Source organism: Leucobacter sp. NPDC077196 (assembly GCF_040687075.1).
GTDB lineage: Bacteria > Actinomycetota > Actinomycetes > Actinomycetales > Microbacteriaceae > Leucobacter.
Genome location: NZ_JBFBML010000018.1, coordinates 1 through 12,119, shown reverse-complemented (window position 1 = coordinate 12,119; position 12,119 = coordinate 1). Strand labels below are relative to the sequence as shown.

Here is a 12,119-nt window from a genome sequence, read left to right as displayed (position 1 = left end):
AGACAGAGCGCCCTGCCGCGGTGAAAACCGCGGCAGGGCGCTCTGCTGTTTGGCAGCGGCGTTTCTAGTCGATGCGCTGCCAGCTCAGGAGCATCGCACCTGCTGGGATCGGGCACGCGATCTTTGCGGCCTCCCACGTGGATGCTTCAGCTCCCTCGATGAGCTCGCTCGCGAAGTCGTCAGCCTTTCGGAGATGCCGCTGGTCTTCAACAATGGTGGCGGCGTTCGGGTAGATGAGGGCTGCAGCACGCATACGCTCAGGATAGATGCACGCGCACAGACCAGAGCACCCCGGCACGGTGCGAACCGTGCCGGGGTGCTCTGCGAGGTTGACGAGCGCTGAACTCAGTACGTCGGCCCCGCTGACTGCGTCAGGTTCTGATGCTGTGATGCCTGTGCGGTGGGGGCGTGCAGCGCATCGTGGGTGGACTGTTCGCGGGCACGGTGGTTCACCCAGTCGGCCGTGAATTCGATGAGCGCTTCGGCTTCGTCCGTTCCGTAGGTGCGCGTCCCCCGCAGCTCCCACTCGGCACCGGCATGAGCACGGGTGTAGCGATCGACCTCCCACGAGTTCGGTATGCGGTCCGGGTCTGAGGAATCGGTGCCGATGTACTGCTCGGTAAAGGCGAGGCGGTGATCGTCAGCGGTGTTCTCGATCACATAGTGGCCGATGCCGAAGCTGTCAGGGTCTCCCTCGTACAGCGAGACGGCTTTCTCGTGCCGCGCGGTGATGACCTGCAGCTCTTGAGCGAGCAGCATCATCGCCGCCTCGCGGGTTTGCCGCTGACTGCTGGTTTCGAAGCCGAGTTCGACGTCCTGGTGCTCGTCGACGCGGAGGATGTAGCCGGCATCGGTTTTCTGCATCCATCCGGTGAAGACCGTCTCACCGAATTCGTTGGTGAAATCGACTTTGCCGAAGTTGTCCGAGGCGGCGCCGGCGCCGGTCGACCAGGGCTTGGGTTCGAGCCGGTAACCGGAGTCATAAGCGTTCACGTTTTCTGGCATCTGCGTCTCCATCGCTGGTGGTACTCCCCCGGTGATGATCCGCTGCACGGGATCTCGGGGCTCACCACCTAGACGCAGCACTCAGCGCACTTGCCCATCACGATCCGCCTCGAGCTATTCAGCACAGCTCGCAACGTTCACATGCCAGTCGAGCAGCCACTCAGCCTGCTCAGTTCGTGGGCGTGCAGGCTCCCCAGAGTCCCGCTCCAGCTTTGCGGGCGCTGTTCTCTGCATTGCGAAACTCGGCCTGGCCGACGTAAGGCTTGGAGTACGTGTACTCGTGTCCCGCGCCCTGCACGAGGAGCTGCTCGGCCACGTTGCCGGCGTCGGTGTGCAGGTGGCGCAGGAGACGCCCGTACCGGTCGACGTCTCCCTGGGACGGGTCGCTGATGAGGTCGACGTCCTGGCCGTCGAGCAGCGCGACGAGTGCGGTACGCGCTTCCTGCGCCCAGCGTTCGTCTACGGTGCCGCCCCGGCCGATTTCTGGGGTATCGATGCCGATGATGCGGACGCGGTTCACGGTGCCCTCGGCGTCGACGGTCTTGATCGTGTCTCCGTCGATCACGGCAACCACCTGCTGCGTCGATGAGTTCGTCGCAGTGCCGGGGTTCCTCCCCGGGGCGTCGACGTCGATGTTCTGTGCGGCGATGAAGGCAGCGATCGTTACGGCCACGAGCGTGACGGCGAGCTTCGTGATGCGGGTGACAGTGCGCTTGTTCACGGCGCTTCCTGTGATCTAGTTGCGGTAGCCGGCGCGGTATCCAATCGGGACGAACGCGATCCCAGTGTCTGGGAAGAGGTCGAGGTCGCCGAGTTCGTTGACGTACTCGTACGCTTCCTCATCTGTTGCGAAAACTCCGAGAATCCGGCCCTCGAATTCGTCGCTCGCCTGCGCGATCCACACACCTGGCTTGTCTGCCCGATGGTCAATGTCGCTGTTCGTGGTTCCACTGCTCGGCCGCCCCACGCGATATCCAATCGGGAAAAACACCGGCTCAGAAGGCGAGAAGGTGCCGGCAAGTTCTTCGACGAACTTCTGCCCGTCGTTCTCCGATTCGAAAACGCCCAAAAGGCGGCCGTCCCACTCCTCGGTCGGCTGCAGGATCCACACCCCTGACTTCGATGTCTGCTCTTCCATATCGCTGTCCTTTGTTCTTCAGGTGAGCTACCCCACTGCGGGGCACATGTCATGATTCAATCAGCCAACGAGGCCGGCGATTTTGTCGGGTCGAAACCCACTCCAGTTGTCGTCGTCGGTAACCACGACGGGGGCTTGCATGTACCCCAGTTCCTTGACGGTCTGGAGCGCGGCTTCGTCGGTCGAGAAATCCACGACGTCGTAGACGATCCCTTTGCTGTCGAGAGCGCGATAGGTCGCGGTGCACTGCACGCAGCTGGGCTTCGTGTACACAGTGATGGTGTTCATGGTGTGCCTCCTGTGACCTAGATGCGGTACCCCGCGCTGTTCGTGATTTCCTCCCTCACGTTTTTTGCCGTGAAGGCACGTATGTGCCTGCGGAGGCGCGCAGCGTGGAGCCCGACCGGAGGGGCACCCCTGCGTGGCGCAGACACGCGAGGGTGTACCGTCAAGCAACGCCGCGAAGCGGGGGTGCGACCGGTTGGGCGGAACGCGAAGTGGCCGTATGCTGCCGAAGGCTTCACTGCAAAAAACGGGGCGTAGCCCGAGAAGAAAAGAGCCGGCCTCCGTGCCGGCTCCTCCAGGCGCATGACGTGCGCACGATTCAATGAAGGGTGAATGTGAAGAGGTTGCTTAGCGTGCTGATCGCGATCGGCATGGTCGTCGCGGCTGCCTACGTGGCCCTCGTCATCCACATGGACACTACGTGCCACCTCCCTGACAAATTCTGCGTCAAGGAAGTTTCCTGGCTCAATTAAGCCATCGGCCTGGCAAGAACCAGTAGCTCTCGGCTTCTTGACTTTAGAGATACCCAGATAAAAGTGCTAGCGTGCACGGCAGTCCGAGATGAAATTGAGTACCGTGAACCCCATTCCGCAGCAACGCACAGGCCACCGGCCTCATGCGTATCTCTGGTTCGCGGCGGCTGGTCTCATCGTTTTGGTGATTGCCGGCCTCCTAGGGATGCACACACTGAGTGTCAGCTCCACGGAAAACGGCAGAGGCACGGATGCTCAACCTTCGGCCGTGACTTTCTCTGACGGCGTGGGGAATCATGGTGTTGACGTTCTAACTCCTGCTGCGGGCATCGGAGACCCAAGCTTGGTGAGTGGTACGGCGCACACCGATTCATCACCTTGTGGTGTGGAATGCGATCCAGTCGGACATTCCGATGAACACGGGATGCTGGCAATGGCGTGTGTTCTAGCTCTGATGATCGGGTTGCTCATACTCAGGCGGCCTCTCTTCAGACGCCTAACGAACCTTCACAGGGCAATATTTCTGCCCTTTTCTTACCTTTTTGTGGCGCGCTATGTCAGGCCGCCCTCCCTTATCTCGCTGTCAATCAGTCGAACCTGAATCGACCCCGGCGACCGCACGTGCGCTCTGAGTGACCTGTCTCGGTACGGCCAGTATTGGCCAATTCTTCTCGAGTTGAAATTGGGCATACCCATCGTTCCGTGTTGACTCTGAAACAAGAACGAGTCGAGCGCACCGGTCCAAATTTGCTTTGGACACTGCACGTGTATCCGAGCGCTTATTCATGCCCAGACGCGGAACTGAGCTTCTTGCAGCTCTGGGCTCAGACAGATTTAGGGCGTTTTACGCCTCAGTAGAAATTCGGAGAACATAGTGAAGAGATCTTTCGCTGCCTTCATCCTCACCATTGGAGCTTTCACTGTCGTGGGGTGTGCATCTCCAGGCAACCCCCCTGCTGATACGTCTCCGCCACGTATCGAGCATGTGCACTCCATCACGGGCGACCCCAGAAGCGAGGGCGTTCTCCTCGGCACACACAACGGCATCTTCACCGTCACCCTCGGTGGCAAAGTAAATGGTCCTGTGGGAGGCAACGACTTTGACGCGATGGGATTCACCCTTCTAGGGGACGCTTTCATAGCGTCGGGTCATCCCGGCCCAGAGACCCCAGAACAACTCGGTTCCCCAAACCTGGGCATCATTCGAAGCGATGATCAGGGCAAGAATTGGGAACCAGTGTCAATGAATGGTGTCGAAGATTTTCACGTGCTTACAGCTAGCACAGACGGCACTCTCTACGGCGTTGGCTCGTCGGAGCAAGTCCTGCTCAGAAGTTCGGATGCTGGCCTCACCTGGGAGAAAGGGGCCCGGATCGAAGCCGTTGACGTCACGAAGGCAAACGAATCGGTGTACGCATTGACCAAGGATGGGCTTCAACAGAGCGCGGACGATGGAGACACCTTTGTCCCGGTCGCTGAGGCTCCGCTCTTCTACGCAATTGAGGTGAAAAGCAATGGAGCGCTCGTCGGGGTCGATGTTGAAGGAACTCTCTGGCAAAACGACGCGCAAGGGGACTGGGTTCAGATTGCGCAGGCCGAGGGGACCGTACAAGCCCTCGGTATCGCACTCAATGACGCTCCGGTCTGGGTTGATGATCGTGGCGTGGTCGAACTCGCGACTGATGAAGTCAGAGTCATTGCCGGAAACGGCTAACGAGCGGAGTTACGCGCATGAACCCCAATCAGAACCCCTTCAAAAATTCCACTGCGTTTATCATCGCAATCCTTGTGCTGACGGCAGCTATTGCAGTCATAGGATATGCAGCGATCGGAGCACTGTTCTCGTGAATTTCTCATTTCCCACTGAGACCCAGCAGACACCCAAGAGCGCGGCATCCGCCTCAAGTAGTCGGACGGGTAGCGGCCGTGGCACTGTGCGACCACAGCAGCTGACTCCTCACGGCCGTCTGATCACGTCACCTCCCCGAGCGTCTGGCAGGCAGCGCGGTCGCACCAGACCAGGACCCTCAGGAGAGTCCTACATGACACCGCTCCCTGCCTGGAATATCAGCACCAAAGACACCTCATTCACCGGTCTTTCGACCGATGCCGATGAAACCTCTCATTCGGGGTTACCGACGAAACGCTCCTGGAAACGTATCGTCTCTGCGGCCTCATCATTTGTTTGTGTGGGAGCACTGCTCACTGCCACCCTCTTCCCATTGAACAGCTCAGCCGCCGAGCCCCTCACCACCCAGGCATCGATACAACCACAGAAATTGTTCAGTGAAGAAGACGCTGGACCCGTAGCGGATGCCTTGCAAGCAGTCTCCATCAAGACCATCCCCCTGCCGCCGAACGTAACCGCCGAGAAAGGGCTGGTCGACGCGAGTTCGCTCTCTGACTCATCCGTGCGATACCCCTTCGATGAGCAGTGGCCAAATACCGATAGTTTCGGCTATCGCACCGAGCCCGTCGCGCAATTCCACGACGCCCAGGACATTGGAGCGCCAGGAGGCACATCAATTCGGGCGATCGCGAGTGGTGTCGTCTTGGAGGCTGGGTTTGCAACTGACGGTTGCGGATTCGGCCTCAAGCTGCAGCACAACATCAATGGGCAAGACCTCACGAGCCGGTACTGCCACATGGAAGCCAACTCGCACTCCTATCAGGTCGGCGACACGGTCAAGATAGGTGATGAAGCCGGTCGAGTCGGAAACACCGGCATGTCCTTCGGACCTCATTTGCACCTTGCCCTGCGATTGAACGGCGAACCCATCGATCCGCTCCCGTACATCCAAGCGAACGAAAAGTGAGATAAAGGCCCTCTTGCAACGACGCTCTGGTTCAAGCCCCGAGAGGACCACATTGGATCCAGGGCGACCGTAGTCTCGTAGCCGTTTGCGAGGCATGGACGTGACCTCCGGGCGAGCACGAGCATTCCGGTGGCTAAGCAAAGCGGGAGGCTCACAAGCGGTCGGCGGCATGGGCGTCCAGCATCGCCTATTGAATTTTATACCCCCTGGGGGTATAGTGCATCATGTGAACGGCTACGAACAGAACAAGGATGACTTGCAGAAGCGATTGCGTCGCGTCGAAGGCCAGGTACGCGGAATCGCGCGGATGGTTGACGACGACAAATACTGCATCGACATTCTGACGCAAGTCTCAGCCGCGACGAAAGCGCTTGAAACCGTCGCCCTATCGCTCCTCGGCGACCACCTCAGCCACTGCGTTGCTGAGGCAAGCGCAGAAGGCGGCCAAGTAGCTGCCGACAAGATCCGTGAAGCTCAGGACGCAATCGCACGATTGGTCCGTTCCTAACCCAACCCGCTCGACTCGGAGGAGAACATTATGATTGACAGTTTCGATGCCCCGCAGGTGGCCATCATTTCGGGCTCCGCTTGTTGTGCGACGCCGGTCACCTCCGATACCACTCGTGCAACGACGGCCGAAGTGACCAACAAGATTCTCGTATCCGGCATGACTTGTTCCCACTGCGTTGCAAGCGTGACCGAAGAACTCACGGGTATCAGCAATGTCGAGAGCGTTTCTGTCGAGCTCAACGCCGGCGGTATTTCGCGGGTCACTCTCCAAGCCACGGCCCCGGTCGACGCTGCCGCGATTCAAGGGGCTATCGAGAACATTGGATATTCCGTTGAAAACCCGCTTGATCTAGCAGTCGGGTATTCCGACAATGAGAACGCCTGAAGCGTTCGACGCGTGATTTGTCACCGAAAAGGTGCATGTTCGAAGGAGACTTCAATGAGTCAGCTCGACCCTGAACAAAGCGAACCAGCAGACCACGGCGCTCTTCCAAGTGACGCTTCCACGTCAGGGAATACCCCTGGCCACATGACGCACGAGCATGTTAGCCACCGGGATCAGGCTCCTGCAGCCGGTCACTCCGAGCACGGACATTCGGATCACGGAGGCCACGCGGGTCACGGAGATCACGTCGCAGGGTTTCGGAAACTGTTCTGGCTCATGCTCATCCTCGCGGTGCCCGTCGTGGGATTTTCCACAATGTTCTCAATGCTTCTGGGCTATTCGCTGCCGGAGACTCAGTGGGTGAGCTGGGTATCCCCTCTCCTTGGTACCGTCATGTATGTATGGGGCGGCGCCCCATTCCTCACGGGCGCTGTCAGCGAGCTTCGCGCCCGCAAACCGGGGATGATGCTCCTCATCGCTCTGGCAATCACTGTCGCTTTCCTCGCTTCCTGGGGTGCAAGCCTCGGAATACTGCACCACGAGCTGGACTTCTGGTGGGAGCTGGCGCTACTGATCGTCATCATGCTTCTAGGCCACTGGATTGAGATGCGATCTCTCGCTCAGACCACTTCTGCGCTCGATTCGCTGGCCGCGCTTCTTCCTGACGAAGCGGAGAAGGTCGAAGGGCAGAGCACCATCACCATCGCTCCCGAGGATCTCGAAGTTGGCGATGTCGTCGTGGTCCGCCCGGGAGGGCGTGTACCTGCCGATGGGCGAGTCATTCAAGGTTCCGCCAGCATGAACGAGTCGATGATCACTGGCGAATCTCACCCAGTTCGTCGCAGCGTCGGGGACCAGGTCGTTGCCGGCACCGTTGCAACCGATTCAGGCATTCGTGTTGAAATTACGGCGGTAGGACAAGACACCGCGCTTGCCGGTATCCAGAAACTTGTTTCTGAAGCGCAAAACTCGTCGTCTCGGGCGCAGCGACTAGCCGACCGCGCCTCTGCATGGTTGTTCTGGTTCGCTCTCATCGCAGCAGCAATTACCGCACTCGTGTGGACCGTGGTTGGTTTACCTGATGCTGCGGTGATTCGCACGATCACTGTCTTGGTGATCGCATGCCCTCACGCCCTTGGCCTCGCGATTCCTTTGGTGGTCTCCATTGCCACTGAGCGAGCTGCACGAGGAGGCGTCCTCGTGAAAGACAGGCTCGCCCTGGAAAGCATGCGGACGATCGATACGGTGCTGTTTGATAAGACGGGAACCCTTACCGAGGGCGCGCCTGCTGTAACGGCTGTCCACCCGACGGGGCAGCTCGACTCAGATGCACTGCTGGTCCTCGCGGCGGCAGCAGAAAACGATTCTGAGCACCCTCTCGCTCGCGCAATCGTGAACGCAGCGAAGGTAAAAGAGCTCGCAATCCCGAACGCCACTGACTTTGAGTCTTCGCCGGCTGTCGGCGTCCGAGCTCGAGTCGATGGTCGCATCGTGCAGGTCGGCGGCCCCTACCTGTTGCAGCAGGAACATGTAGAGGAACTTCCCATTGCTGAACTGTGGCGAAAAGAAGGGGCGATCATCCTGCATGTTCTCATCGAGGGAGAAGTGGCCGGCGCTCTGCGGCTTGCCGATCAAATTCGGCCCGAGTCTCTTGCCGCCGTCACCGCTCTGAGAGATCGCGGCGTTGACGTCGTGATGATCACTGGCGACGCCGAAGCCGTCGCCGCGACTGTATCAACGGATATCGGTATTGATCGTTACTTCGCAGGCGTACGGCCCGAAGACAAAGCCTCCAAAGTGAAAGAACTGCAAAACGAAGGACGCAAAGTTGCCATGGTCGGAGATGGCGTAAATGATGCACCAGCTCTCGCCCAAGCCGACGTCGGAATCGCTATCGGTGCTGGCACCGATGTAGCGATTGCATCAGCCGGAGTGATTCTCGCAAGCGATGACCCCCGGTCAGTGGTGTCAGTCATCGAGTTGTCGCGTGCAAGCTATCGCAAAATGAAACAAAACCTGTGGTGGGCGGCCGGATACAACCTCATTTCTGTTCCACTCGCTGCTGGCATCCTCGCCCCTATCGGGTTCGTGCTTCCGATGTCGATAGGCGCCATCCTCATGTCACTTTCCACGATTGTTGTGGCCCTGAACGCCCAACTACTGCGCCGTCTGGACCTCCGCCCAGAAGCAGTTGCCAGAAAGCAACTCGCGAGCTAGCAGTACGTACGCTGGAATGGATGGAGGTGCACATGACTGTGGTCGTCACGATGGGACCTGTACGTGATTCGCGTTCGCGAGTTCGTGCACTCTTCAAAATGGTCGCCATCACGGTCGGAGTGATCGCGGGACTTCTCGCGATGCACTCTTTTAATTCGCACCTCGTGCCTGCTCGGCACAGTGCCACTGTGGAAACGCAGAACATTGTCGGGTTCGCCCACCCTGGTGCCGATGAAGCGGCGTCGGACAGTGACCCTGCAGGTACTCCTTCACACGGATGTATGAATTGCACTGGCAGCGTTACTTGGATGGAATGTGCTCTCGCGCTCCTCCTCACTGTCGCACTCTTCATTGGAAGCCGTTTGAGCTGGCGCACCAGTGTGTCCCGAGAAGGAAATAGCGCGCGCGTCTCGCGATGGAAAGCCCACATCCGACCCCTTCCGCCGCCTTCGTTGGAGGCGCTCGGAATCAGTCGAACTTGAATAGCGATGAGCCGGCATTAGCGCTGGCATTTCCCTCTTCTGCTCACTCGTATTGAGCATCCTCAGCGAATTGGAGAATCCATTCATGAAAACTCGTACCGCGGCGACCGCCGCGATCACACTTACTGCCATGCTCGCCCTCGCTGGCTGTGCCGGAAACACCGACACAAGTAGTGACATGACCGAGATGGACCACGGGAGCACCAGTAGCTCAGAAACCGCAACCACGGAAGCAAACGAAGCAGACACCATGTTTGCCAGCATGATGATCGAACACCACAGCCAGGCGATCGAAATGTCCGACACCATACTCAGCAAAGATGGTATTGATGAGCGGGTCGTCTCGCTCGCAGGCGAGATAAAAGATGCCCAGGCACCAGAAATCCAACAGCTGGAAAGCTGGCTTGAAGATTGGGGTGCCGACACCTCGGAAATGGGAAGCATGGATCATGGTGCCGGCATGATGTCCGAGACGGACATGCAGGCCCTCGACGAGGCGACGGGCGCGGAAGCCTCACGACTATTCCTTGAGCAGATGATCGAGCATCACCGTGGCGCGATCGATATGGCTCAGGATGAAGTTGACAATGGATCCAACCCGGATGCCGTTGCGTTAGGGCAGAAAATCATCGACGACCAAACAGGTGAGATTCAGAAGATGGAAGAGATTCTCGCGTCTCTATAGACGATAGGGTGGGGCGGCCATTTCTAGTCGCCCCACTCTCCCCCGCGGCGACCGTACAAGAGCTACGGTCCTTCCGGCCTATAGGGTCAGCTGATCCTGCGACCGTGGCCGGACTGCAAGTAGATTGCTTGTTGGAGCCGCGAGGTTAGTTAGCTGAAGCCGTGTCTCCGAAAAGAATTCGGTTCCCTCTGGCGCTGCATTGCGATTGGGACACCCTCTGGCCTCCCACGCCTCGTCCCATTCCCCCGCTTGTGTTCATCGGAGAAATCTTGGAGAAATCGATTCGCCCATCTTTTTGGGGACCGCTCAGTACGTCGACCAAAGCTGCGATCATCTCCGTGCCAGCAGTGTTGCTTGTTGCAGCCATCGCAATTTTTTGGACCATACTCAGTCGCCCCGAACCCGTTGCGTTGCCGACCGGCGACAAAGCGGCTCGAACGCTCGCCGAAGACTCCCACTATTTGGACTCAGCGGGACCGGATGCGCCCACCGTCGTCGAGTTCCTGGATTTCGAGTGCGAGGCCTGCGGTGCTCTCTACCCATACATTGAGCAAATGCGTGAGAAGTACGACGGCCGAATTAACTACGTCGTCCGGTACTTCCCCCTCAATGGTCACTTCAACTCCATGAACGCCGCCATCGCGGTTGAAGCTGCAGCCGAGCAAGGCAAGTACGAGGATATGTTCCATCTCATGTTCAAAACACAGAAGCAATGGGGGGAAGGCCGTGAGTCCGAGGCCGAACGATTCCGAGGGTACGCCGAGCAGATCGGCCTCGATATGGAACGGTTTGATAATGCGGTTGCGGCCCCTGATACGAAGGCTCGAGTCCAAAAAGACTTCGACGCAGGTGAAGCCCTCGGTGTGACAGGCACCCCGACCTTCTTCCTCGACGGGGGAACGATCGAGCTCACAGGCCCAGAGGACCTACCCAACGCGCTCGATGCTGCGCTCTCGGCGGAGTAGCGCCACGCCAAACTTGCCCGTAAGCCGATCCCTCAACGGGCACTTCGGCTGATAGCACGAACCAGGTGCCCGTAAGAGGGCCGTCTATCGGGCGGCACATTGCGGATCCGCTGGGGTGAAAGTTGAGGCCGTCTTAGCCATAAGTAATTGCTTTTGACAGCGTTCAAGCGTGTGGAGTTGATCGGTAAGTGGCGATGTTCTATGACCGCTCGCTGTCGTTAATTGCTCGTCGCCATTCCTGCCTCTGTCGCCACATCAGAAACTGGTTAATGCAATAATCTGCGTATGCCTGCAGATAAACCGATTTGTGGTCGAGACCCAGACAGCCAGTTCGTCGAACTTGCGGTAGAAGTCTTCTCGATGCTCGCCGACGCGACCCGAGTGCGCCTGATCCTCGCCCTTCGAGAGGGGGAGCGCTCGGTGAATGACCTGGCTGTCACTGTCGACAAGTCGCCTGCCGCGGTCTCGCAGCACCTGGCCAAGTTGCGGCTGGGACGATTCGTGGCGACCCGTCAAGAAGGGACGCGTGTGTTCTACCGGTTGGAGAACGAGCACGCGAGTCAGCTCGTCTCGGACGCGATATTCCAAGCCGAGCACTCCCTCGGCGGAACACCTCGACACCACCACACGCTGACCGAGCCCGTCACGTGAGCACGCCCCATACCCACCACGGCCATGACGAGCCGACGCAGCACGGACACCATGAGCCGGCCGGCCACGCGCACACGCACGATCACCCTCCCGACCACGGGCATTCACATCCGACCGGTATCAAGGGCTTTCTCTACGGCCTGTTCGTGCCCCATAGCCACGATGCCGCCGACTCCATCGACGATGCCCTCGAGGCCAGCACTCAGGGCGTGCGGGCGCTCAAGATAAGTCTGTTCGTTCTGCTTGGCACGACAATCCTGCAATTCGTCGTCGTCATCGTCAGCGGGTCGGTCGCCCTGCTCGCAGACACCATCCATAACTTCTCCGACGCCCTGACCGCCGTGCCGTTGTGGGTCGCGTTCGTGCTCGGCCGACGCGTTGCCACCAAGCACTACACCTACGGATTCGGAAGTGGCAGATCGTCTGAGTTGGTACGCCTAGTCCACCCAGTTGGTACCCAATTCCGGAGGCCTGGTGCTGTCGCGCGTTTTCGGGTCTTCTAGGTGC

General features: G+C 59.1%; 15 protein-coding genes and 1 pseudogene. 11 read left to right on the top strand and 5 right to left on the bottom strand.

Annotated elements, in window-relative coordinates; translation table 11 throughout:
* Positions 1-64: 64 nt before the first annotated feature.
* The 5 genes from AB0O71_RS13585 to nrdH form a co-directional block, all read right to left on the bottom strand.
* Positions 65-253 carry a hypothetical protein gene (locus AB0O71_RS13585; RefSeq protein ID WP_363746173.1) on the bottom strand — a complete coding sequence of 63 codons (189 nt, stop codon included), beginning with the start codon at positions 251-253 and terminating at the stop codon, positions 65-67.
* A 92-nt stretch (positions 254-345) separates the two neighbouring features.
* Entirely contained in the window at positions 346-1,005 is a 660-nt protein-coding gene (locus AB0O71_RS13580) for a hypothetical protein (RefSeq protein ID WP_363746171.1), read from the bottom strand.
* A 169-nt stretch (positions 1,006-1,174) separates the two neighbouring features.
* Entirely contained in the window at positions 1,175-1,726 is a 552-nt protein-coding gene (locus AB0O71_RS13575) for a thermonuclease family protein (protein ID WP_010155297.1), read from the bottom strand.
* A gap of 15 nt (positions 1,727-1,741) precedes the next feature.
* Positions 1,742-2,143, bottom strand: coding sequence for a hypothetical protein (locus AB0O71_RS13570; RefSeq protein WP_010155298.1), 402 nt, complete (start codon positions 2,141-2,143; stop codon positions 1,742-1,744).
* A gap of 60 nt (positions 2,144-2,203) precedes the next feature.
* Positions 2,204-2,431 carry a glutaredoxin-like protein NrdH gene (gene nrdH / locus AB0O71_RS13565; RefSeq protein ID WP_010155299.1) on the bottom strand — a complete coding sequence of 76 codons (228 nt, stop codon included), beginning with the start codon at positions 2,429-2,431 and terminating at the stop codon, positions 2,204-2,206.
* Between the two features lie 558 nt (positions 2,432-2,989).
* On the opposite strand from nrdH, the gene AB0O71_RS13560 reads away from it, so the two are divergent.
* The 11 genes and pseudogenes from AB0O71_RS13560 to AB0O71_RS13510 all read left to right on the top strand — a co-directional run.
* Positions 2,990-3,502, top strand: coding sequence for a DUF6153 family protein (locus AB0O71_RS13560; RefSeq protein WP_363746167.1), 513 nt, complete (start codon positions 2,990-2,992; stop codon positions 3,500-3,502).
* 273 nt (positions 3,503-3,775) lie between these two features.
* A complete protein-coding gene (locus tag AB0O71_RS13555) occupies positions 3,776-4,615 on the top strand; it encodes a F510_1955 family glycosylhydrolase (RefSeq protein WP_363746165.1) in 840 nt (279 codons plus the stop codon).
* 328 nt (positions 4,616-4,943) lie between these two features.
* Positions 4,944-5,717 carry a M23 family metallopeptidase gene (locus AB0O71_RS13550; RefSeq protein WP_081473296.1) on the top strand — a complete coding sequence of 258 codons (774 nt, stop codon included), beginning with the start codon at positions 4,944-4,946 and terminating at the stop codon, positions 5,715-5,717.
* Between the two features lie 226 nt (positions 5,718-5,943).
* Positions 5,944-6,225, top strand: a complete 282-nt coding sequence (locus tag AB0O71_RS13545) for a metal-sensitive transcriptional regulator (RefSeq protein WP_010155301.1) — start codon at positions 5,944-5,946, stop codon at positions 6,223-6,225.
* 30 nt (positions 6,226-6,255) lie between these two features.
* Positions 6,256-6,612: a heavy metal-associated domain-containing protein gene (locus tag AB0O71_RS13540; RefSeq protein ID WP_081473297.1), complete on the top strand. Its 357-nt coding sequence runs from the start codon at positions 6,256-6,258 to the stop codon at positions 6,610-6,612.
* Between the two features lie 144 nt (positions 6,613-6,756).
* The gene (locus tag AB0O71_RS13535; protein ID WP_081473298.1) at positions 6,757-8,829 is read left to right on the top strand and encodes a heavy metal translocating P-type ATPase; all 2,073 of its coding nucleotides are present in this window, start codon (positions 6,757-6,759) and stop codon (positions 8,827-8,829) included.
* A 20-nt stretch (positions 8,830-8,849) separates the two neighbouring features.
* Positions 8,850-9,311 carry a DUF6153 family protein gene (locus tag AB0O71_RS13530; RefSeq protein WP_363746162.1) on the top strand — a complete coding sequence of 154 codons (462 nt, stop codon included), beginning with the start codon at positions 8,850-8,852 and terminating at the stop codon, positions 9,309-9,311.
* A gap of 85 nt (positions 9,312-9,396) precedes the next feature.
* Entirely contained in the window at positions 9,397-9,996 is a 600-nt protein-coding gene (locus AB0O71_RS13525) for a DUF305 domain-containing protein (protein WP_029608090.1), read from the top strand.
* 269 nt (positions 9,997-10,265) lie between these two features.
* A complete protein-coding gene (locus AB0O71_RS13520) occupies positions 10,266-10,961 on the top strand; it encodes a thioredoxin domain-containing protein (protein ID WP_363746159.1) in 696 nt (231 codons plus the stop codon).
* A gap of 285 nt (positions 10,962-11,246) precedes the next feature.
* The gene (locus AB0O71_RS13515) at positions 11,247-11,612 is read left to right on the top strand and encodes a metalloregulator ArsR/SmtB family transcription factor (RefSeq protein ID WP_363746157.1); all 366 of its coding nucleotides are present in this window, start codon (positions 11,247-11,249) and stop codon (positions 11,610-11,612) included.
* Positions 11,609-12,022, top strand: a pseudogene (locus AB0O71_RS13510) (cation transporter); the annotation flags it as partial. The gene AB0O71_RS13515 and the pseudogene AB0O71_RS13510, both read left to right, overlap by 4 nt.
* Positions 12,023-12,119: the final 97 nt, after the last annotated feature.

What these genes read in the sequence shown, in the direction of transcription:
- AB0O71_RS13580 (WP_363746171.1), bottom strand. Translation starts at nt 1,005, where the DNA reads ATGCCAGAAAACGTGAACGCTTATGACTCCGGTTACCGGCTCGAACCC.
- AB0O71_RS13560 (WP_363746167.1), top strand. Translation starts at nt 2,990, where the DNA reads ATGAAATTGAGTACCGTGAACCCCATTCCGCAGCAACGCACAGGCCAC.
- AB0O71_RS13585 (WP_363746173.1), bottom strand. Translation starts at nt 253, where the DNA reads ATGCGTGCTGCAGCCCTCATCTACCCGAACGCCGCCACCATTGTTGAA.
- AB0O71_RS13570 (WP_010155298.1), bottom strand. Translation starts at nt 2,143, where the DNA reads ATGGAAGAGCAGACATCGAAGTCAGGGGTGTGGATCCTGCAGCCGACC.
- AB0O71_RS13515 (WP_363746157.1), top strand. Translation starts at nt 11,247, where the DNA reads ATGCCTGCAGATAAACCGATTTGTGGTCGAGACCCAGACAGCCAGTTC.
- AB0O71_RS13525 (WP_029608090.1), top strand. Translation starts at nt 9,397, where the DNA reads ATGAAAACTCGTACCGCGGCGACCGCCGCGATCACACTTACTGCCATG.
- AB0O71_RS13540 (WP_081473297.1), top strand. Translation starts at nt 6,256, where the DNA reads ATGATTGACAGTTTCGATGCCCCGCAGGTGGCCATCATTTCGGGCTCC.
- nrdH (WP_010155299.1), bottom strand. Translation starts at nt 2,431, where the DNA reads ATGAACACCATCACTGTGTACACGAAGCCCAGCTGCGTGCAGTGCACC.
- AB0O71_RS13535 (WP_081473298.1), top strand. Translation starts at nt 6,757, where the DNA reads ATGACGCACGAGCATGTTAGCCACCGGGATCAGGCTCCTGCAGCCGGT.
- AB0O71_RS13530 (WP_363746162.1), top strand. Translation starts at nt 8,850, where the DNA reads ATGGAGGTGCACATGACTGTGGTCGTCACGATGGGACCTGTACGTGAT.
- AB0O71_RS13550 (WP_081473296.1), top strand. Translation starts at nt 4,944, where the DNA reads ATGACACCGCTCCCTGCCTGGAATATCAGCACCAAAGACACCTCATTC.